Below are 20655 nucleotides of genomic sequence, written 5' to 3'. Positions count from 1 at the left end.
GCCTACCCCGACCCGCGACCCTACCGCTGGGAAGGGCTCTCGGTCGACCCGAGCTTCACCTACCGGCTCCCGCTCGACGAGCGCTCGTCCGACGAGGTCCTGAAATCGTTCAGCCGGAGCCTCCGGCGCGAGATCGGGTCGGCGGAGGAGTCGGCCGTCGAAGTCGAGACGGCCGAGCACACCGTCGAGGCGGCACACGAGGTCTACGACGACGTCGCGGCTCGCTACGCCGAACAGGACGAACACTTCGGGCCGAGTTGGGCGTACGTCGATGACCTCGTGCGGAGCCTCGGCGAGCGGTGTCGGGTCTACGTCGCGCGCGAGGACGGTGTCTACGCGGGCGGTATCATCGCGCTCTACTCGAACGACGCGGCCTACTACTGGCTCGGCGGCGCGCGCTCGGGCGGCAACTCCGGGGTCAACAGCCTGCTCCACTGGCGGCTGATCGAGGACATCGTCGCCGACCCGCCCCTGGGGTCGGTCCACGAGTACGACCTGGTGGGGGCGAACACCGAACACCTCTGTCGGTACAAGGCGAAGTTCGGGGCGGACCTCGCGCCGTACTACACCATCGAGTCCGGCGGGGCCGCGATGGCGGCCGCGAAGGAGGGCTATCAGCTGGTGAACGGCGTCGTCGACCGACTGCTCGGCTGAGCACTCCCGACGCTCGCTCTTTCTTCCCGGCGGAACGTGGCCGAGTCCCGATTCCGCCGCCCGATCGTCTTCCCCGAGTTTCGGCGGTCAGTGTTCGATCGGGCGCGTCTCGCGTCGATAGGCCGGCGCGTCGTCGCGCGAGAGCCCCTCGACCGCCGAGGGCCCGTCGGGGTTGGTGGCGAGGTCGACGATGACGTCGGTGAGGTTCACCATGTCGGCCATGTAGGCGTCGCGTTTCTCCGCCCACCGCGCCGCGACCGAATCGTCGTCAAGCAGCGAGCACGCCCGGTCGAGCGCGGCGTCGAACGAGGCGATGTTGTAGATCAGCCCCTCGCGTTCGAGTTCGATGAAGTTCCCCATGTCCGACTCGCCGACGAAGGAGTTCGAGCGGATCGCGGGGGTTCCGAGCAGGGCGGCCTCGGTCACCATCGTCTGGGTGTCGGCGACGAGGAGCGAGGCCTCGGCGAGGGCGTCGTGGAGCAGCCCCGGGTGGAGGTCGAACGGGCGCGCGTCGACGTCGTCGAAGCACATCTTGCCGCCCTCGTCCGAGACGAACACCGTCGCGTGGGGCGCGAGGCGTTCGACCAGCTGGCGACGTTTCTTCGGTCCGATCCCCGACTGGCTCACGTCGTGGTGGGAGCCGAAGGCGTTGAGCCGGCAGATCACGTAGCGCTCGTCCGGCCCGACGCCGAGCTTCTCGCGGATGTCCTCGCGCGGCGTGAAGACGTCCGGGTGGAGGTAGGCCGACTCCTTGAACCCACGAAAGCGGTAGTGGTTCGGGCCGAGGTCCTTCCCGAAGGCGTAGGGGGTGAGGATGGTGTCGGCGAAGGGCCGCGAGATGGCGTGGTCGAGCGAGGTGGGTTCGGAGTCCAGGATCAGCGTCACGGGCGTCCGCGAGAGCGCGCCGGCGTGGGCGGCGTAGGCTCCCATCCCGAAGACCGTGTCCGGGTCGTACTGGCGGGTCTGCCGGACGATCGACCAGTAGTGGGCGGGGAGGTGGCGCACCAGCGACCACTTCGTGGTCGCCAGCCGGCCGTAGAGCCGGTAGGGCAGGTCGTAGTACTCGAGGAGGGGTTTCGTGACGCCGTAATCACGGCCGAGCACCAAGACGTCGTGACCGCGCGATTCGAGGGCGTTGATGGCGTGCTTGTAGAGATGGACGTGAGCGGGGGTGTTCGTAAAAAAGAGGTGGTTCATGTACCGTTGGCTGGAGGGATGACCCCGACGCTTCTAAACACGTCGGTCGAACCTCGTGAAAAGATCGTCGTCGGTTCGTCTCCGACCCGGCGACGAAACCTGGGTCGAGGCGGTACTGCCCGCAGACGATGGGATAGAAGGCTGTGTGTAAAAATTACTTTTTGGGATGGATTGAACACAGGTCGACTCCGAGCCGTCAGTGCTATACCACAGGCCTACGGGGTATCATTCGATACGCCCGACGAACTGGCGGATTCAACACAGATGACAGGAACCAAACGCAGTCTAACGGTAGCGGTGGTGGTAGTGCTTTCGGCGGTAGTCGGGACGGTCGGCTTCGCCGGGTCGGCGGCCGCGCTCGATTCGGGTGCGGCGGCGACGTATCCACGGACGCCGGGGTCGGACACGCTCGGCACGTTCGTCTACGTCGCTCGACCGAACGACACCGTGGCTGACAACGGTATCGACACGGTCACCCTCCGGACCGAGTCCGGGAGCTTCCAGAACGTGAGCGACGACGACATCTTCATGGTGATCCGGGGTGGCGAACGCATCGAGATCGCCAACCAACAGAGCTCGATCATCGACGTCTCCGGTATCAACACCTCCACGAGCGCCAACGGACAGGAGCTCACGATCCAGCTCCCGCGGCCGGTCCAGCCGCAGTTCGCCTCCGACAGCCCCGGAACGGGTGCCGAGGTGGCGTTCAAGGTCGACAACTTCACCACGCCGAGCCAGCCCGGTAGCTACGCGGTCAACGCCACCTTCACCGACCCCTCGGGGGCGAGCGATGGCCCGACCGCGACCGACAGCTACCCGCTGAGTCAGCCCGCGATCTCGCTCTCGAACCAGAGCGTCTCGCAGTTCGATGACGCCCAGAGCCTCAACGTCTCGGCGGCGATCCCCGGTGGCGGCTACGTCGGGCTGTTCACCACGGGTCCGGACGGCTCGCCCGACCAGCTGGTGGGCTCGACCGACGTCACTGACAACGCTACCTCGGAGCGGTACTCGATAGACATCGGCAACAACGTCTCCGAGAGCCAGGAGATCGTCGCTGTCGCGTACACCGAATCCGAGGGTCGGTCACAGTCGCTCCGTGACGAGCAGACGTTCAACCCGACCCAGGACGACCGGCTCGTCGTCAACGGCAACCTCGTGAACGCGACGGCACAGGTCTCGACGCTCGACGTCGACGCCCAGGTGGCGGCGGGTGACGAGTACGACCAGGGCGCGCGTCTCTTCTTCTCTCAGGGCGAACCCTCGACGAGCTACCAGGTCAGCACGGTCGACAACGGGAGCCTCGGGTCGAGCGTGACCAACTTCGAGACCGCGGCCAACGGCACCGCGGTGATCGACACCGCCGACCTCGAACAGGGTCAGTACGCGATCTCGCGGGTCGACGACGGTTCGATCGTGGGCCTCGACAACGACAGCACCACCGGTCCGGGCGACGACAGCTTCGTGATCACCGGCCAGCAGATCGCCACGACCAGCGACGCGAGCACGGCGGCGACGGCCGGCGGGTCGACGGCCGCCACGAGCGGCGAGTCGACGCAGGCCGGGACGTCGACCAGCGAGTCGGCCGGCGGTGAAGCGACACAGGCCGGCGGTGACGGCAACGCGAGCAGCGGCAACGAGAGCGGTGGCGGCAGCGGTGCGGGCGGACCCGGCTTCGGCGTCGTGGTTGCAGTGGTCGCGCTTCTCGGCGCGGCCCTCATCGCGACCCGGCGACGCTGAACCGGCCGCTTCGATTTCTTCGCTTCGTTTCGGTCTCGACCCCGCCTTCGGCGGCGGGTATGATGAGGATAACAAAGCCCTTCTGGGGTGAGATCCGAACCGACGACCATCGCGCGGGGTCCATCGGGACCACGCGCGGGTCCCGAACCGTACGACAATGAGGCAGACAAGCGAATATCCATGACGACGCGACGTACCGTACTCATCATCGCAGTGGCGCTGCTCACCGGGCTGGCCGGCGCGGCGACCGTCAGCGGCCCGGCGGCCGCGCTCAACGCGAGCTCCTCCGCTCCGTTCCCGCACTCGCCGGGCACCACCGTCGACTCCTTCCCGGTGTCGGTCACCGTCCAGCAGGACGACGCCATCGCCCAGAGCGGGATGGGGTCGATGACGCTGAACTACGCGACGAGCGACGGGTTCGACGGCAACCTCGCCAACGTGAGCCCGAGCGACGTCTCGGTCTACGTCTCGAACGACACGGGCGTCGAGTCGGTGACCGCGTATCAGGTCTCGAAACAGGGCAACGGACGGCTGGCGCTCGACTTCCAGCAGCCGGTGGGGGTCCAGCCCGGCGACCGGATCATCGCCGACGTCGGTAACGTGACGACGCCCTCCTCGTCCGATAGCTACGCCATCGGCGTCTCGACGACCGGGGCCGACGGTGGAACCGACGGTCCGGTGCCGGTCGGCTACGAGGTGGTCGCCGCCAACATCTCCTTCCCGAACCAGAGCGCCTCGCAGTTCGCCGCGAACCAGTCGGTGAACATCACCGGCGTGGTGCCGAACGCGGGCTACGTCGCCGTCTTCAAGCAGAACGACGACGGCTCGCGCGGGGAGCTGGTCGGCAACACCCGCCCGATCCTCGCGACGTACAACGAACGCAACTACTCGGTGAACCTCGGTGGCCGGGTCACGCAGAGCCAGCCGCTCGAAGCGGTGGTCTACTACGAGACGAGCGGCACCACCCAGACCGAGCGGCTCAACGGGAGCTTCGACCCGGACCAGGACGCCGTGGTCACGAACAACGGCGTACCGGCCAACGCCACCGGCTACGTCACGACGCTCGTCGCGAGCGGCCGGCTCACGGCCGGCGAGGAGTACCGCCAGGGTGAGCGGCTCCTGTTCGCCGGGGAACCCGGCGCGAGCTACCGCGTCAACGCGATCGACAACGGGAGCGTCGGCGGTATCCAGAGCCAGTTCCAGACCGCGGCCAACGGCTCCACGACGATCGACACCGCCGACCTCGGCGAGGGCCAGTACGTCGTCACCCGGATCGACAACGGCTCGGTCGTGGGGCTCGACAACGACAGCACCACCAGCCTCCAGGACGACAGCTTCTTCGTGACGGGCGAGACCGTCTCGACGGCCACCAGCCTCGACGCGAACACGAACGCCAGCGGCGAGGGTAACGCGAGCGACGGTACGGCGGGCGGCGCGTCGACGGAGGCCGCCGGCGGGAACGCCAGCGGCGAGGGTAACGCGAGCAACGGCAACGAGAGCGGTGGCGGCAGCGGTGCGGGCGGACCCGGCTTCGGCGTCGTGGTTGCAGTGGTCGCGCTCCTCGGCGCGGCCCTCATCGCGACCCGGCGCACGCGCTGACCGACCTCTCCCACCCGACCGCTTCGCCGGTCGACCTCGATCGACCCGGATCCGATGGATGGATTTACCGCGAGCGTGTTCGCCGGAACGACATGAGTGATACGAGCGAGCCCCGAGCCGGTGTCGCGGGGCGAGTGCTCGGCGAAACGCTTCGGTACGCACGCGAGCGCGACTACACCGGCTGGGACTACGGCGACGGCATGAGCAGCCGGCTGCTCCAGGCCGTCCCGGTCGAGAACAAGTGGCTCAACATCGCGGTCCAGGAGACCATCAAACGCGCGCCGGTCAACGTCCGACCCCTCTTTCTGGTCGAACAGCGCCGGAACTACAAGGGGACGGCCCTCTTCACGATGGCGAACCTCACCGCCGGACGGGTCCTCGGCGAGGGGTCGACGACCGACTACGAGCGCGAAGCCCGCGACCTCGCGGAGTGGCTCGTCGAGCATCGAACGCCGGGCTACGCGGGCTTTTGCGGGGCGCACCGTCACGAGATCCAGCACCTCGACATCCTGGGTCTGCCCGAGTACCCCGACATGGTCTCGACCTCCTACGCGGTGCGGGCGCTGCTCGCCGCCCACGACGCCGGCCTCGACGATGGCGAGATGGACTACGCGGCGGTCGTCCGTTCCGTCGCGGACTTCATCGACCAGGACTTGGAGTACGAGGAGATCGAGGAGGGAGCCCGGATGAAGTACGTCCCGGCGTGGTCGTCGGACCACGTCACCCTCAACGCGGTCGCGCTCGGCGGGGCCACCCTGCTCGAACTCGACGACCGATTCCCCGAGGAGGGCCACCGCGAGCGGGGCGAGAAGCTCCTCGACTACGTCGTCTCGCGCCAGCGCCCCGAGGGTGGCTGGATGTACCGCGACCCGCCCTCGGCCTCCCACCTCTCGATGGACAGCCACCACAACGGCTTCATCATCGAATCCCTCCTCCGCCACGCCGAACTCACCGGCTCGGACCGATACTCGAAAACGCTCGACGACGCACTCGCGTTCTATCGCGAGGAGCTCTTCGAGCCGAACGGCGCGCCGAACTGGGACGAGTCGAGCGCCTACCCGCGGGACATCCACGCCGCGGCCCAGGGGATCATCGTCTTCAGCCTCGCGGGCGAGTTCGAGCTGGCCGAGCGCGTCATCGGCTGGGTGCTCGGGGCGCTCTACGTCGGCGACGGCCGCTTCTTCTATCGGCAGGAACGCTGGTACACGAAGCGGGTCACGCTGATGCGGTGGTGTGAGGCGTGGATGTCGTACGCGGTCGCCACCTACCTCGACCGGCGCGACACCGTCGACCGGTTTCGACAGGTTTGATAAGCGGGCCGGTGAATGGACCGCATGATGCCCTTGATGCCGGGTTCTACGGTTCGCGGCGAGGTCTGTTGCGGCGGTGCGTCCCCGACACGATACCTATGACTCAGTTCACACACCATCGACCGTCGACGGCGGGGAGGGAGGACGTTCGGCGATGAGCGGGACCGCCGTGACGATCGTTCTCGGTACCCGTCCGGAGATCATCAAGCTCGCACCCGTGATCGACGCCTGCGAGGAGCGCGGAGTCGGCTACTCCGTGGTCCACACCGGCCAGCACTACTCCGAGGAGCTCGACGCGGTGTTCTTCGACCAGCTCGAACTCCCCACGCCGGACCACAACCTCGCGGTCGGCTCCGGTTCGCACAGCGCCCAAACCGGCGCGATGATCCGCGAGATCGAATCGGTGTTCCTCGACGAGGAGCCCGAGGTCGTGCTGGTCCAGGGCGACACCAACACCGTGCTCGCGGGTTCGATCGCTGCGAGCAAGCTCGACTGCGTGCTCGGTCACGTCGAGGCCGGCCTCCGGAGCTTCGACCGGGGGATGCCCGAGGAGGTCAACCGGGTGCTCGCCGACCACGCCGCCGACTACCTCTTCTGTCCGACCGACCAGGCCGCGCGCTACCTCCGCGAGGAGGGCGTCCCCGTCGACCGGATCGAGGTCACCGGCAACACCATCGTGGACTCGGTCATCGGCTACCGCGACCTCGCGGCCGAGAAGAGCGCGGTGCTCGCCGAGAACGACCTCACGGCCGGCGAGTTCTGTCTCCTGACCGCCCACCGCGCCGAGAACGTCGACGACCGGGCTCGGTTTTCGAGCCTCCTCGACGGCGTGGCGGGCTTCGCCAGCGAATCGGATTTCGACGTCGTCTACCCGATCCACCCACGGGCACGCGAGCGCCTCGACGAGTTCGACATCGACCTCCCGTCGGCGATCACGACGATCGAACCCCAGGACTTCCTGGATTTCCTCCGGCTCGAAAGCACCGCTCGGCTCGTCTTCACGGACTCGGGCGGGGTGCAGGAGGAGGCGTGTATCCTCGGGACGCCGTGTGTCACCCTGCGCGACAACACCGAACGCCCCGAGACGGTCGACGTCGGCGCGAACCGTGTCGTCGGGGTCGGCCCCGACGCCATCGCGGCGGGCGCGCGCGAGGCGCTCGACGCCGGCACCGACTGGGAGAACCCCTTCGGCGACGGCCGTGCCGCCGACCGGATCCTCGACCTCGTGGGGGTCGGACCGGCGGCGTCGGTCGGGGAGGTCTCGGGATGAGCTCGGTCTGTGTCCACGGCCTCGGCTACATCGGGTTGCCGACCGCCGCGATGCTCGCGGACGCCGGTCACGACGTCACCGGCTACGACGTGAACGCCGAACTGCTCGATCGACTCGCCGCCGGCGACGTACCCGTCGACGAACCCGGCCTCGATACGTTCATCGAGGAGGCGCTCGACGGCTCGCTCTCGGTCTCCGCGGAGGCGGTCGCCGCCGACTACCACCTGATCTGCGTTCCGACCCCGCTCGACGGGGCGCGCGCGGACCTCTCGTACGTCGAGGCGGCCGCCGAAACCGTCGCGGGCGTCCTCCGGGCGGACGACACCGTTGTGCTCGAATCCACCGTGCCGCCGGGCACCACGACCGAGGTCGTCGGCCCGATCCTCGAGAATTCGGGGCTCGACGTGGGCGAGTTCTCGCTCGCGTACTCGCCCGAGACCATGCTGCCGGGCAACGTGGTCGCCGAACTCCGTGGGAACGACCGTGCGGTCGGCGGCGTCGACGAGCGGGCGGTCGAGCGCACGACCGAACTCTACGGCTCGTTCGTGGAGGGCGAACTCCGAACCACGACCGACCCGACCCTCTGTGAGTTCGTCAAGCTGATCCAGAACACCTATCGCGACGTGAACATCGCGCTCGCCAACGAGGTCGCGATGGTGGCGGCGGACTACGGGCTCGACTCGCGCGAGGCGATCGCGCTCGCGAACTACCACCCGCGGGTGGACCTCCACCAGCCGGGACCCGGCGTTGGCGGGCACTGCATCCCGATCGACCCGCTGTTCCTCGGCCAGCACTCCGAGCGCCTCGACCTGATCGAGCGCGCCCGAGCGATCAACGACGGGATGGCCGACTACGTCACCGACCTCGTGGCGGCGGGCGTGGGTTCGCTCGCGGGCTCGACGGTCGCGGTGCTCGGGGTGGCCTACAAGGGCAACGTCGCGGACGCCCGCGAGAGCCCCGGCCTCCGCCTCGCGGAGGTGCTTCAGACGCGGGCACGGGCGGCGACCGCACCCGGGGGCGACGACGAACCCTCGGTCGACGTCAGGCTCACCGACCCGCACGTCACCGACCAGCGCTTCGCGCTCTCGCCGCTCGACGAGGCGCTGGACGGGGCCGACGCCGTCGTCATCGCGACCGACCACGACGAGTACGCAGCGCTCGACCCGACCGACGTCGCCAGCCGCCTCGCGGGTGACGTCGTCGTGGACACGAAGGGCCTCCTCGACGCCGACGAATGGGAGGCGGCCGGATTGAGGGTCGTCGAACTATGAGCGGGCGGACCCGAACCGAGGCCGAAGCCACCACCCGCACCGAACTCGTTCGGGCGTGGATCGACCTCGTGAGTCCCTCGCACCCGTTCTTCTTCGACGCGCTCGTCGGCGGGCTCGACGGGATCTCGGTGACGACCACCGTCCGCGAGAAGACCGAGACCGTCTCGCTCGCGAAGGAGGTCGGCTTCGACCACCGCGTCGTCGGCCGGGACTTCGACAACGCCCTCGTGCGGAAGTTCGGCATCCCGCTCCGGACCGCCCAGCTCGCGCTGCAAGCCCCCGACTGCGACGTCTCGCTTTCCTCCCGCAACGCGATGTGCATCCTCGCCTCGAAGGCCCGCGGCACGCCCTCGATACACTTCACCGACAACGACATCACGGCCCACATCGACGGGCTCTGGGTCGAGGAGCTCTACAACCGCTTCGAGGCCGCCGCGACCCACAACGTGGTGCCTCGGGCGTTCGCCACCGAAGAACTCACCCGGTGGGGGGCCGACGCCGACTCCGTGCACACCTACGACGGCTACAAGGAGGACGTCTACGTCGCGGGTTTCGAGCCCGACCCCGACTTCCCCGACCGGCTGCCGTTCGCGCCGGGCGAGTACATCGTGCTCCGTCCGGAGGCGTTGACGGCGGCCTACGTCGACGCCGACTCGATAGTCCCCCAGCTCCTCGCGGCCGCCGTCGACCACGACATCGGCGTGGTCTACCTCCCGCGGGGCCGCGGCGACGAGGGTCACGCCGGCGCGTACCCCGACGACGAGGTGTTCGTCCCGCAGGGCGCGGTCAACGGGCTCCAGCTCGCCTGGCACGCCCGGTGTGTCCTCACCGGCTCGGGCACCATGTCGCGCGAGGCCGCCTGCATGGAGAAACCCGCCGTCTCCTTCTTCCCGAACACGCTGCTCTCGGTCGACCAGGAGCTCGTCGCCGACGGCCGGATCTTCCACTCGCGCGACCCCGAGGCGATCATCGACCACGTCGCGTCGCTCGACGAGTCGGACATCGACCCCGACCGCGAGCGCGCCCACGCGGTGCGCGAGGAGGTCATCGACCTCACGAACGACCTGATAGACTCGTGTTGTGGTCGCCGATGAACCGGGCCGACCTCGACGTGGCGGCGGTCGCCGACCGCGCGCTCGACTGGGCGCACGACCGCGAGTACGCCGGCTGGGACCCCTACGACGGGCTCAACAGTCCGTACTCCGACACGCTCGTCGACAACTGGTTCACGCGACTGGTCTGGACACACAGCGTGAACCTCTCGCCGGTCAACCTCCGACCGGCGCTGTCGATCCCGAAGGAGCGAAACCCGAAGGGGATGGCGCTGTTCGCGCTCGCCAACCTCCACCGCTACGAGGCCACCGACGACGAGTCGTACCTCGACCGGGCGGAGTGGCTGCTCGACTGGCTCGCCGAGTACCAGTCGACCCGATTCGACCTCCCGTGCTGGGGCTACAACTTCCCCTGGCAGAACGCCCGGAAGTTCCACCTCCCGGCCTACTGGCCCTCGGTGGTCGTGACGGTGTTCGCCGCCCAGGCGTTCGTGCGACACCACCGGATCACCGGTGACGACCGCTCGCTGACGGTCGCGGAGGGGGCCTGTGAGTTCATCCGCACCGAGATCAACACCGTCGAGATCGACGGCTTCGACGCCTACACCTACTCCACCGACGACGAGTTCGTGGTGATAAACGTCAACGCGCTCGCGGCCCGGCTGTTCGCGATGGTGGCGGCCGAGAACGGCTCCGAGGACCTCATGGCGCGTGCCGACGCCCTCGTGACGTTCGTCGAGTCGGCCCAGGAGGACAGCGGCGCGTGGCACTACTCGATGCCGGCCGCCGACTCTCACATCAGCCACGACAACTTCCACACCGGCTTCGTGCTCGAATCCCTCCGGCACTACCTCGACTCGGGCGGCGACGTCGCGGGTGCGGAGGCGAGCTACGAACGCGGGCTTGAGTTTTACCGCGAGCACCTCTTCGAACCCGACGGCGCGCCGAAGTTCGAACACGAGACCTCGAAACCGTACGACGCCCACGCCGCCGCCCAGGCGGTCGTGACCTTCGTCACCGACGGTCGGCCCGAGAGTCGCGAGACGGCTCGCTCGGTCATCGAGTGGTCGATCGAGAACCTCTACGACGAGGACGGCTACTTCTACCGTCGCCGCGGGCGCGTGCTGGACGACGAGACGCCCTACATCCGCTGGAGTCAGGCGTGGATGTGCCTCGCGCTCGCCGCCACGGCAAATCTCGACCCCGAATCGTAGGCGGAGTCAGTCCACGAGATAGCCGAGGTCCGCGAGCTGGTCGCGCATCGCGTCGCTGAACTTCCCCTCGCGTTCGCCGCTGTAGGCCGGCTGGCCGTCCGTTTCGAGGATCGAATCGAGTTCGTCGTCGAGCGCCGTGGCCACCTCGGGGTGGTCGTCGTCGACGTCCTCACACTCGTCGGGAAGGGCGAAGAGCTCGGCTCGGTCGTCGCTCTTCTGGTACTTGAACTCGTCCGTGCGGAGCGCGCTCAGGGTCGAAGTGTGGTAGGGCGTGGGGTCGAAGTCGGGGTTGAGCTCCGCGAACCGCTCCAAGTTCTTCCGGGTGCGCTTCGCGCCGCGCTGGGTGAGGGTGTGCTCGCGGGTCTCCTCGCGGAGGTCGATCCCGTGGAGGCCCTCGGTTCCGGCGTCCGCGACTTCACAGAGGGTTCGCATCACGTCGGCGTGCTGGACGCTTTCGTCCTCGTGGTCGACGAGTTCGTCGAACCCGTGGGTCACCAGCGGGACGTGGGTCACGGCGTCGTCGGTGACGACGAGGTGGGCCAGCATGCCCTGCTCGCCGAAGAGCTCGCCGTGGTCGGCCGTCACCACGAAGACGGTGTTGTCGAGCCGCGTCACGTGCTCGAAGAGGTCGCCAACGAGTTCGTCGGTGTGGGCGATCTCGGCGTCGTAGAGCGCGTGGAGCGCGTTCCACTCGTCGTCGTCGAGCGGGCAGCCGTCGGCGATCAGCTGGTGGAAGTTGGCGTGGTGGTACTGGCCGAGTTCGAGCGCCTCGTCCACGCTCATCTCGAAGTCGTCGGCGTAGGGTTCGAGGTAGCGCCGCGGCGGCTGGTAGGGGTGGTGAGGGTCGCCGTAGTGGGCGTAGAGGAAGAACGGGTCGTCGTCCTCGGCGGCGGCGTCGACCCGCCGCTTCGCCATCTCGTTCATGATGAAGCCGGTGCCGTGCTTCCTGGTGTCGGTGGTGAGGCCGGGGCCGTGTCGCCGGCAGTTCCGGAGGTACTTGAACAGGATCCGGGGGCCGGCGGCTTCGAGGAGGGTGTCGGCGCTGAGCCAGACGAACTCGTCGAAGCCGCGGTCGAGCTCCGTCGCCGAGCTCAGGTGGGAGTTCGGCGAGAGACACGCGGTGTGATAGCCAGCCGCCGAGAGGCGTTCGGGCACCGTCTCGACCTCGTCGGGGATCGCGTCGTTCGCCATCCCCGCGCCGTGGTGGGTCGGGACGGTGCCGGTGAGTATCGACGCGCTGGAGGCGAGCGTCCAGATCCCGTGGGTGTGACAGTTGTCGAACGCGCGCCCGCGCTTCCCGCGGGCGATCCGGTCGATGTTCGGGGTCGTATCGCGCGAGTACCCGCCCATCGTGGTGTGGTCGGCCCGAGTGCTTTCGAGGGTTATCCAGACGACGTTCGGGCGCTGCATACTGAGGTCCCTTCACGATTCCGTGGCTTAGGCATCACGGTCCGTCGAGCCTCGTGCGAACACCTCCCACGACGTTCCCGAACGGAAACCGTTTATAACGGCCGCCCGAGAGACCGTGTATCCCACACGCCGCGCCACGGCGTGACCTCCACACACAGATGAGTACGCTCACGAAAGCCGTCCCACGGAATCGCGGCCGGAAGCTCGCGCTCGTGGTCGGCTACCTCGCACTCGCGGGCGGCGTGCTGTTCGCCTATGACGCGCCCACCACCGGCTACGAGGTTTCGATCTACGGTGCGACACCCTGGGGCTTCTGGCTCGGCGTCGGTATCGCGCTCGTGGTTGGCGTGGTCGTCACCCTCTACGTCTCGGAGGGCTACGTCAACCTCGCGGGGCTCTTCCTCGCGGGCGGCTCGGTCGTCTCGGTCGCGGCGCTCCCGCTGATACGGAGTTACTACTACTACGGCTCCGCCGACGGAATGACCCACCTCGGGTGGACGAAGGACCTCTACAACGGCTCGATGAGCATCTTCGGCGACTTCTATCCCGGCGTCCACACCGTCGGGCTCTTCGTGAGCGGCGTCCTCGGGATGCCTATCACGCGTGCGTTGCTGATCGCCGTACTGCTGTTCGTCGTCGCCTACATCGTGTTCATCCCGCTGTGTATCCGCTCGATGACCTCCCATCGGGGCGCGATGGTGCTCGGCGGGCTGACGGGACTGCTCCTATTGCCGATAAACCACTTTGGGACGAACTACATGACCCCGCACCCGATCAGCGACACCATCCTCCTCACGCCGATCGTGATCTATCTCCTCATCAACTACGTCACGAGCCCGACCGACATCTTCGAGACCCGATTCCCGGTTTCGGCCGCCGGTGGGGCGTTCGGGCTGATCCTCGGCGCGCTGGTGCTCTATCACCCCCAGCAGGCCTCGAATCTCGTCGTTCTGTTCATCACGATCTCCGGGGTCCAGTTCATCTATCGGACGTTCCGGCCGAACAGCCGGATCGCCGAACACAAACCGCTCTACGCACCCACACTGTTCCTCATCGGTTGCTCCATGGTGTGGGGGATAGGACGGAGCCGGTTGAACAACGCTCTCGACGCGGTGACCCGCGAGCTATCTAGCTTCCTGACCGGTGGTGGGTCGGACCTCGGTGCCGGCACGGCGAGTCAGGGAAGCTCGCTCGTTGCTGCGGGCGGTAGCATCCCCGAGCTTTTCCTCAAACTCTTCGGCGTGAGCATCGTGTTCGCCGCACTCGCTGGCCTCCTAATGCTCACGAGCATCTTCGGACGGCTCCGCGACGCTCCCGACACCTCGGCGCTCGTGAAGTACTTCACCATTGGGCTGGTCGTGCTGATCCCCTATTCGCTGGCGTTCTACGTTGGGAGCGTCTCCGAGCTCTTCTTCCGAAACGTGGGGCTTATCATGTTGATCTCGACGATCCTCGGCACCATCGCGCTCTATCGATATATCACCGGGCTCTCGGAGATACTGCCCGGCGGTGCCGTCCGCGCCACCACCGTCGTAGTGATCGTGATAATGCTCGTTCTCTCGATCGCGGTGGTATTCCCCTCCCCCTATCTCTTCATCCCGAACGATCAGGTCACCGAGGGCCGAATGGATGGCTACGACTACACGTTCTCCCACACCGGACCGAACGCTTCGGTCTACGGGGTGCGGGAGGGTCCCTGGCGCGTGAGCCACGGGCTCTACGGCGTCGAGGCGAACGACGCGGCCAACGACATCCGCTACAGCGATTCGACGGTCAACATCACCAACGCAACCACCGTCACCACGCCGACCTCGGAGATCAGATACCTCGCGGTGACGGGTTCCGCCCGCGAACGCGAGGTCGAGGTCTACAACGGGATCCGCTACAACGAGACGGCCTTCGAGCGGCTCGAAGGCACGCCCGGCGTGAGCCTCGTCATGAGCAACGGCGAGCTCGACCTCTATCGGATCGCCAATAACACGACCTCCCCCGCCGTGAACAATGCGACGGTGTCCACGAACACCACCGCTGGGCCCGCGACCGGGGCGAACGGAACGACATCGAACGCGACGAACGCGACGAACGGGTCGGTGTTCGGCAACGCGCCCGCCACGGTCGCCCCGTCGACGAGCCCCGCCGTTCGGCTGGTCGGCTCTGGCACCGACCCTGGGGGCTTCCCCGCGGGTCGGGGTTCGTGAGCGGGCGAATGAAAACGGTAATGAGCGTCACGGCAGGAGTGAGTGCATCGTGATCCAGCCATGACCGGCGGCACCACACCCGACCGCGCGCTCGTTCTCGGGTTCGATGGCGTGCCGTTCGAGCGCCTCCGTGGATGGGCCGAGGCGGGCGAGCTTCCGAACGTCGCGGCGCTGTTCGAGGCGGGCGCGGCCGGGCCGCTCGCGAGCACTAAGCCCGCGAACACCGCGCTCGCGTGGCCCTCTATCGCCACCGGCACCTGGCCCGACAAACACGGTATCTACGCCTTCTACAAGCTCGGCACCAACTACCGCCACCGGGTCAACACCGGGGCCGACGTCTCCCGGCCCGCGCTCTGGGAGATGATCTCGCCGTCCACGGCGGTCAACGTCCCGATGACCTACCCCGCGAGCGAGATCGACGGTCGGATGGTGACCGGGATGATGACCCCCTCGCGCGACGAGGGGTTCACCTATCCGCCGGAAATCGCCGACGAGATCGACCGGGTCTCGCCCGACTACGAGATCGGGCTCGACTGGAACGAGTACAAGGACCGACCCGACGAGTTCCCCGCGGCGCTCGAAGCGCTGGTGAACGCCCGCCGGACGTACATGAACCACGCGCTCGACGAGGACTGGCGGCTGTTCTTCTTCGTCTACACCGCCCCCGACCGCCTCCAGCACCTCCTCTGGGAGGAGGACGTCCTGCTCGCTCACTACAAACTCCTCGACGAGGTCATCGGCGACGCCCGGGAGTACGCCCGCGAAAACGACCTCACGCTGTTCGTGGTCTCGGACCACGGCTTCGGCCCGATCGACAAGAACGTCCACGTCAACCGGTTGCTGGCGAACGAGGGGTACCTCGCCCCGAAATCCGACACCGCGAGCCGGAGCACGCTCTCTCGGGTCGGGCTCACCAAGGAGCGCGTTCTCGGCACCCTCGACGACCACGGGATCGACCCCGACCACCTCGTGAAGCGGCTCCCGCGGTCGCTCGTCGACCGGCTCGCGGCCGGCATCCCGGGCGACAACGTCCGCTACGACGTCGACTACACCCGAACCAAAGCCTTCGTCCACGCCCAGGGAACCCTCTACATCAACGACACCGAGCGCTTCGACCAGGGGGTCGTCGAACCCAGCGAGGTCGACGCGCTCAAAGCCGAGCTGGTCGACGTGCTCACGAGCTTCCGTGGCGACGACGGCGAGCAGGTGCTCGACGTCCACGACGGCGACGACCTCTTCCCGACCGACCCGAAATCGCCCGACCTCGTGGTCGAACCCCGCGAGGGCTACTACGTGAAGCCCTCGCTCGCGCCCGAGGTCTTCTCGGATCCCGGTGCTCACGCCGCCGACCACCGCCCCGACGGTATCTTCTTCGCCGACGGGCCGGACGTCGAACCCGGTAGCACGCCCGAGAACGCCAGCGTGGTCGACGTCGCGCCGACGGTGCTCCACGCGATGGGCGAGTCGGTGCCCGCCGACACCGACGGGCGGGTGCTCGACGAGCTGTTCGCACCGGGCTCGCCGACCGCCGAACGGGCCGTCACGACGGCGAACTACACGGAGTCGGGTGGACAGCGGGGCACCGACGACGACTTCAGTGACGTCGAGGACCGACTCCGCGGGCTCGGTTACGTGGCATGAGGAACCGCGAAACCCGGCTCCTCGTCGTCGGCCGCCACGGTCCCGGCGGGATCGGCCAGTACATCAAGGAGCAGCGTCGCCACCTCGCGGGCGAGATCCGGATCTCCTCGCACCGGAGCGGCGCGTTCGACACGGCGGGGGTGCTGGCGTTCATCCGCTCGCTCCTCCGGATCGTCTGGAACGCGGTGAGCTACACCGCCCGGTCGCCGCCCGACGTCGTCCACGTCCACTCCTCGCACCGGTTCTCGTTCTACCGGGCGGGCTTCTACGTGCTGTTCTCGAAACACGTCTGGGGCTGTCCGGTGGTGCTCCACATCCACGGCTCGTCGTTCGACACCTTCGTTGCCACCGAGAATCCGCTCGTCCGGTGGTATCAGTCGATAGTCTACGACGCCGCCGACGAGATAATCGTGCTGTCGGCGTACTGGCGCGAGACCCTCGCGGCCCACACCGACCCCGCCAAGCTCGTGGTGCTGGCGAACGCCGTCGACTCCGAGAACTACGTCCCGGCGTTCGACGGCGGCAGCCCACACATCGTCGCGATATCGAACCAGCTCCGCCGGAAGGGCATCGCCGAACTCGCCAACGCGATCGACCAGCTCACCGACCGCGACCTCGACTTTCGGGTGTCGCTGGCGGGGAAGGGTGCCCTCTCGCATCACTCCGAACGCCTCGCGGCGGCCAACCCGAACGTCGAGTACTTCGGGTTCGTCCCGGAGGAACGAAAGCACGAGCTCCTCGGGTCGGGGTCGATCTTCGTGCTGCCCTCCCACGCCGAGGGGCTGCCGATCGCGATCCTCGAAGCCATGGCGGCGGGCAACGCCATCGTCTCGACCACCGTGGGCGCGATCCCGGAGGTGATCGGGGAGGAGAACGGCGTTCTGGTCGCCCCGCGCGACGCAGACGCGCTCGCCGACGCGCTCGCCGAGCTCATCGCCGACCCCGAACGGACCGCCGCGATGGGACGGACGAACCGCGCCACCGTCGAGGAGCGCTACGAGTGGGCGACCGTCACCGAGGACCTCCTCGGGATCTACGACCGGCTGCTCGCCGACCCCGCCGACCACAAGAGCGAAGCCGAGCGGGTGCGTGAGGACTGACATGAACACCGTCCGCACGCGGGGAGGTCCGTAGCGATGCACGTCTGTCTGCTCACGGCGGGTCGCTACCCGCCGAACGGCCGGGTCCGACGCCACGCCGAGGCGCTCCACCGGGCGGGCCACGCCGTGACGGTCTGCGCCCGCGGCGTGGACGAACCGGACCACGAACTCCGCGGCGGGATCGACATCGAGCGGGTCGCCGACGACTCGCTCTACACCGGCGCTCGTGGGGTGCTCGACGGCGTGCGCTACGCGCTCCAATTCGTCCACCCCGCGTGGATTCGCGCCGCGAGCGCGGTGGACGACGAGGAGGAGATCGACGTCGTCTGTGTCTTCGACCTCTCGCTCGTGAAGACCGGGCTGGCGCTCGGCGAGCGGTTCGACGTCCCCGCCGTCTGTGACCTCCCCAGCCCGACGGCCGCGGTGGCCAGCGACCCGTCCCGCGGCGGGCGGCTTCGCGGGGTCGCGCGCCGTGTCTTCCAGCCGCGGTGGCGACGCGGTCGGCTCGTGAAGCGACTCACCGACGCTGACTGGCTCGTCACGACCTGTGAGGAGGCCCGTGCGGCGTACGTTCGCGAGCGGGACGTCGACCCCCGGAAGTCGTCGGTGGCCCGGGACACCGTCGCGCCGAGCGAGGTCGACCCCGCGACCGTATCCGAAGTCCGAGACGACTTGGGATTCGAGGAAGACGCGTTCGTCGTCACCGCGCTCGCGGAGGATTCGTCACAAGACAGCCTCGAAACCCTCGTCGAGGCCGCGGCACGCGCCGCGGACGAGGCGGTCTCGCTCCGCGTGGTGGTCGTCGGCGATCCTGGAGAAGAGACGCTCGACGACCTCGAAACCCTTGCCCGACGGCGTCTCGCCGGGGGTCGGATCCGATTCCGGACGGAGGGGGACGCGACCGACTACGTCGCCGCGAGCGACGCGTGCGTGTTCCCGTCGGCACCGATCGGGCCCGAGACCGCGGTTCCGGCGGCGCTCTACGAGGCGATGGCGGTCGGCGTGCCGGTCGTCGCGCCCGACACGGCCCCGGTCCGACGCGTGCTCGCCGAGACCGAGGCCGGTCGCGTCGTCGACGACGGAACGGGCCCGCTCGCCGATGCGCTCGTCGCGCTCGCCGACACCGAAACCCGGGCCGCACTCGGGGCGAACGGTCGGCACGCGGCCGGAACCGCCTACGACCCGGCGATCGATGCGGCGCGGCTCCGGCGGGGTTACGAGTGGGTTCGGGCGCGACCCGAGAGCGACCCCGCGAGCAGGTTCGTGAGCGCCATCACGTACGAGCCGACCTCGTAGGAGCCCTTGTAGTTCTGGTCGGGGATATCGAGCCGGCCGTCGGTCGTGAGGAACCGAAGGGGAACCCCGATACCGCTCGTCTCCACGAGGTCGCCCCGAGCGCTCTCGCCGTAGACCCACGCCATCGCACGGGCGACCGCGCTGTCGAAGTCGCGCTCGCCGCCCGCCGCGGCGTACTCCGCGACCGCGTTGACGAAGAAGGTCTGGTGACAGGAGTAGAGGAAATCCCAGTGGGGCGGCCGGAAGCCGAGACGTTTGGTGGCGGCCCGGCGGGCGCGCTGGGCGGCCGGCACGTCCTCCCAGATGAACGCGCCGTCCGGGCGCATCCGCTTTTTCACTGTGCGTTCGAGCACCCGTCCGACGTTCTCGACGTAGCCCGTCTGGCCGGCGACGTCGGCCGCGCGGGCGAGCCCCCAGCAGGCGTACATCTGGTTCTGGTGGCGGCGGGTGGTGTGGTTCTCGAAGACGAAGACCCCGTGGCCGGTGAGCCGGTCGTTCAGCTCCCAGACCGCGTCCGAGAGCGCCTCGTGTACGGTTGGGTCGTCATCGCGCTCGGCGAGAAACGACCAGCCGTAGGCCAGCAGACCGTCCTCGGCGTGCGAGAAGTCAAACCGCTCGCGAGCGTGTTCGAAGAGATCGCGTGCGACCGCGAGCCGGTCCCCGTCGAAGACGTCGTCGGCGAGCGCGAACGCGCAGGTCAGGGGGCCGATACCGTAGCTCGGCATCTCGTCGAGCGCGACCCCGATCTTCCCCTCGAAGTACGCGAGCACGCGCCGGAGCTGCTCGTCGTAGCGCTCGTCGCCGATGGCCGAGGTGCGCCACTGGAGCGCGCCCATCAGCGCGAACGGCGCGTAGCGCCAGAGGACGCCGTCGTCGCGCGACCACGCGAAGTCGCCCGGTCGAACACCCTCGCCGACGAGGTCGTACTCCAGCCCGCGAACGAACTTGCCCTCGTCGGGGTCCCAGAAGCCGTTCTCGGTGGCGGGTCGGAACAGGCTTTCGAGCCCCTCGTCGAGGTAGTCGTCGTAGGCCAGCGGTTCGGCGGTGAGCACGAGGTAGGAGGCCAGGTCCTGACGATCGAGGCGGGTGAGCTCGTCGCTCGCCCGCTCCGCGAACTCGACGAACGGCTCCTGATACTCCTCGGGAAGTCGATTGAGTCCCATGTGGACGTAGTAGGGGTACTGAAAGACCGAATCCGTGGCCGAAAGCCGCCAGTCGGGTGTGACCAGCGAGTGCGCAGCCGCGGGCTCGTAGTAGCGGTTCTCCGTCCAATCGTTGACGGCGTAGGGCGAGCGCGGCGTCGGTACCGAGAAGGTGAACCGCCCATCAGGACGGAGCACGCGGTGGACCTCGGCGGTGAGGCCCTCGACGTCGAGAAACCGCCAGTCGTACGGTCCGATCGATATCGCGGCGTCGAACGCGTTGCCCTCGAACGGGAGGTCCGGGTTCTCGGGGTCCGCGGTGTGGAACTCGACGTCGCCGACGACCTCCTTCGCGTACTCGCTCGCGGCGGGCGAGAAGTCGACGCGCGCGACCGACTCGGCCTCGATCCCGCCGGTGACGCGTGCCTCGCTCGCGAGGTCGAGCACCCGCGCCCCGTCGAGGCGGGCGAGCGCGCGCCGGCGCTCCTCGTCGCGGAGGGACTGCATGATCGGGCTGGTCGGGGGCTGTGACACCCACTTCCGGAGGGTGGCGTCGCGGGGCAT

15 protein-coding genes are annotated in these 20655 nt (G+C 68.3%); 12 read left to right on the top strand and 3 right to left on the bottom strand.

Annotated features, from left to right (window positions below):
• On the top strand, window positions 1-654 hold a 654-nt coding region (locus tag D3261_RS08685; RefSeq protein ID WP_147464939.1), incomplete at its 5' end, for a GNAT family N-acetyltransferase.
• A gap of 87 nt (window positions 655-741) precedes the next feature.
• Here the strand turns inward: D3261_RS08685 and D3261_RS08680 are convergent.
• Window positions 742-1851, bottom strand: coding sequence for a DUF354 domain-containing protein (locus D3261_RS08680; RefSeq protein ID WP_120071456.1), 1110 nt, complete (start codon window positions 1849-1851; stop codon window positions 742-744).
• A gap of 306 nt (window positions 1852-2157) precedes the next feature.
• Here D3261_RS08680 and D3261_RS08675 point away from each other — a divergent pair, with 306 nt between their 5' ends.
• From D3261_RS08675 to D3261_RS08645, 7 genes are all read left to right on the top strand, one after another.
• Window positions 2158-3588, top strand: coding sequence for a PGF-CTERM sorting domain-containing protein (locus tag D3261_RS08675; RefSeq protein ID WP_199693968.1), 1431 nt, complete (start codon window positions 2158-2160; stop codon window positions 3586-3588).
• A 180-nt stretch (window positions 3589-3768) separates the two neighbouring features.
• Complete coding sequence (locus D3261_RS08670) at window positions 3769-5187, top strand: PGF-CTERM sorting domain-containing protein (protein WP_120071453.1); 1419 nt, start codon at window positions 3769-3771, stop codon at window positions 5185-5187.
• Window positions 5188-5279: 92 nt separating this feature from the next.
• Window positions 5280-6497: a prenyltransferase/squalene oxidase repeat-containing protein gene (locus D3261_RS08665; protein WP_120071451.1), complete on the top strand. Its 1218-nt coding sequence runs from the start codon at window positions 5280-5282 to the stop codon at window positions 6495-6497.
• A 154-nt stretch (window positions 6498-6651) separates the two neighbouring features.
• Window positions 6652-7767, top strand: a complete 1116-nt coding sequence (gene wecB, locus D3261_RS08660) for a non-hydrolyzing UDP-N-acetylglucosamine 2-epimerase (RefSeq protein WP_120071449.1) — start codon at window positions 6652-6654, stop codon at window positions 7765-7767.
• Window positions 7764-9038: a nucleotide sugar dehydrogenase gene (locus D3261_RS08655; RefSeq protein WP_120071447.1), complete on the top strand. Its 1275-nt coding sequence runs from the start codon at window positions 7764-7766 to the stop codon at window positions 9036-9038. Before wecB ends, D3261_RS08655 begins: the two co-directional genes overlap by 4 nt.
• Complete coding sequence (locus D3261_RS08650; protein ID WP_120071445.1) at window positions 9035-10132, top strand: DUF354 domain-containing protein; 1098 nt, start codon at window positions 9035-9037, stop codon at window positions 10130-10132. Before D3261_RS08655 ends, D3261_RS08650 begins: the two co-directional genes overlap by 4 nt.
• Complete coding sequence (locus D3261_RS08645; RefSeq protein ID WP_120071443.1) at window positions 10129-11304, top strand: hypothetical protein; 1176 nt, start codon at window positions 10129-10131, stop codon at window positions 11302-11304. The genes D3261_RS08650 and D3261_RS08645 overlap by 4 nt, the downstream gene beginning before the upstream one ends.
• A 6-nt stretch (window positions 11305-11310) precedes the next feature.
• Here the strand turns inward: D3261_RS08645 and D3261_RS08640 are convergent, their stop codons facing one another.
• Window positions 11311-12714, bottom strand: a complete 1404-nt coding sequence (locus tag D3261_RS08640) for a sulfatase (protein ID WP_120071441.1) — start codon at window positions 12712-12714, stop codon at window positions 11311-11313.
• A gap of 158 nt (window positions 12715-12872) precedes the next feature.
• Between D3261_RS08640 and D3261_RS08635 the strand changes: the two genes are divergently transcribed.
• Genes D3261_RS08635 through D3261_RS08620 form a run of 4 tightly spaced genes read left to right on the top strand, consistent with a single transcriptional unit; the run spans window position 12873 to window position 18949 of the window.
• Window positions 12873-14912, top strand: coding sequence for a nucleoporin (locus tag D3261_RS08635; RefSeq protein ID WP_120071439.1), 2040 nt, complete (start codon window positions 12873-12875; stop codon window positions 14910-14912).
• 60 nt (window positions 14913-14972) lie between these two features.
• A complete protein-coding gene (locus tag D3261_RS08630; protein ID WP_120071437.1) occupies window positions 14973-16553 on the top strand; it encodes an alkaline phosphatase family protein in 1581 nt (526 codons plus the stop codon).
• A complete protein-coding gene (locus D3261_RS08625; protein WP_120071435.1) occupies window positions 16550-17653 on the top strand; it encodes a glycosyltransferase family 4 protein in 1104 nt (367 codons plus the stop codon). The genes D3261_RS08630 and D3261_RS08625 overlap by 4 nt, the downstream gene beginning before the upstream one ends.
• Window positions 17654-17689: 36 nt before the next feature.
• On the top strand, window positions 17690-18949 hold the full coding sequence (locus D3261_RS08620; RefSeq protein WP_120071433.1) for a glycosyltransferase family 4 protein: 1260 nt from the start codon (window positions 17690-17692) through the stop codon (window positions 18947-18949).
• Here D3261_RS08620 and D3261_RS08615 read toward each other — a convergent pair.
• Window positions 18868-20655 (bottom strand): class I SAM-dependent methyltransferase, encoded by a 1788-nt coding sequence (locus D3261_RS08615; RefSeq protein ID WP_120071431.1) that lies wholly within the window; start codon window positions 20653-20655, stop codon window positions 18868-18870. The genes D3261_RS08620 and D3261_RS08615 overlap by 82 nt on opposite strands.

The organism is Halococcus sp. IIIV-5B (assembly GCF_003602035.1).
GTDB classification, from domain to species: Archaea; Halobacteriota; Halobacteria; order Halobacteriales; family Halococcaceae; genus Halococcus; species Halococcus salsus.
This window is presented reverse-complemented; position numbering and strand designations above follow the sequence as displayed.

Excerpts from the sequence above, each read along its gene's own strand:
- D3261_RS08645 (WP_120071443.1), top strand. The coding sequence starts at position 10,129 with ATGAACCGGGCCGACCTCGACGTGGCGGCGGTCGCCGACCGCGCGCTC.
- D3261_RS08665 (WP_120071451.1), top strand. The coding sequence starts at position 5,280 with ATGAGTGATACGAGCGAGCCCCGAGCCGGTGTCGCGGGGCGAGTGCTC.
- D3261_RS08615 (WP_120071431.1), bottom strand. The coding sequence starts at position 20,655 with ATGCCCCGCGACGCCACCCTCCGGAAGTGGGTGTCACAGCCCCCGACC.
- D3261_RS08670 (WP_120071453.1), top strand. The coding sequence starts at position 3,769 with ATGACGACGCGACGTACCGTACTCATCATCGCAGTGGCGCTGCTCACC.
- D3261_RS08630 (WP_120071437.1), top strand. The coding sequence starts at position 14,973 with ATGACCGGCGGCACCACACCCGACCGCGCGCTCGTTCTCGGGTTCGAT.
- D3261_RS08640 (WP_120071441.1), bottom strand. The coding sequence starts at position 12,714 with ATGCAGCGCCCGAACGTCGTCTGGATAACCCTCGAAAGCACTCGGGCC.
- D3261_RS08625 (WP_120071435.1), top strand. The coding sequence starts at position 16,550 with ATGAGGAACCGCGAAACCCGGCTCCTCGTCGTCGGCCGCCACGGTCCC.
- D3261_RS08635 (WP_120071439.1), top strand. The coding sequence starts at position 12,873 with ATGAGTACGCTCACGAAAGCCGTCCCACGGAATCGCGGCCGGAAGCTC.
- D3261_RS08655 (WP_120071447.1), top strand. The coding sequence starts at position 7,764 with ATGAGCTCGGTCTGTGTCCACGGCCTCGGCTACATCGGGTTGCCGACC.
- D3261_RS08680 (WP_120071456.1), bottom strand. The coding sequence starts at position 1,851 with ATGAACCACCTCTTTTTTACGAACACCCCCGCTCACGTCCATCTCTAC.
- D3261_RS08650 (WP_120071445.1), top strand. The coding sequence starts at position 9,035 with ATGAGCGGGCGGACCCGAACCGAGGCCGAAGCCACCACCCGCACCGAA.
- wecB (WP_120071449.1), top strand. The coding sequence starts at position 6,652 with ATGAGCGGGACCGCCGTGACGATCGTTCTCGGTACCCGTCCGGAGATC.
- D3261_RS08620 (WP_120071433.1), top strand. The coding sequence starts at position 17,690 with ATGCACGTCTGTCTGCTCACGGCGGGTCGCTACCCGCCGAACGGCCGG.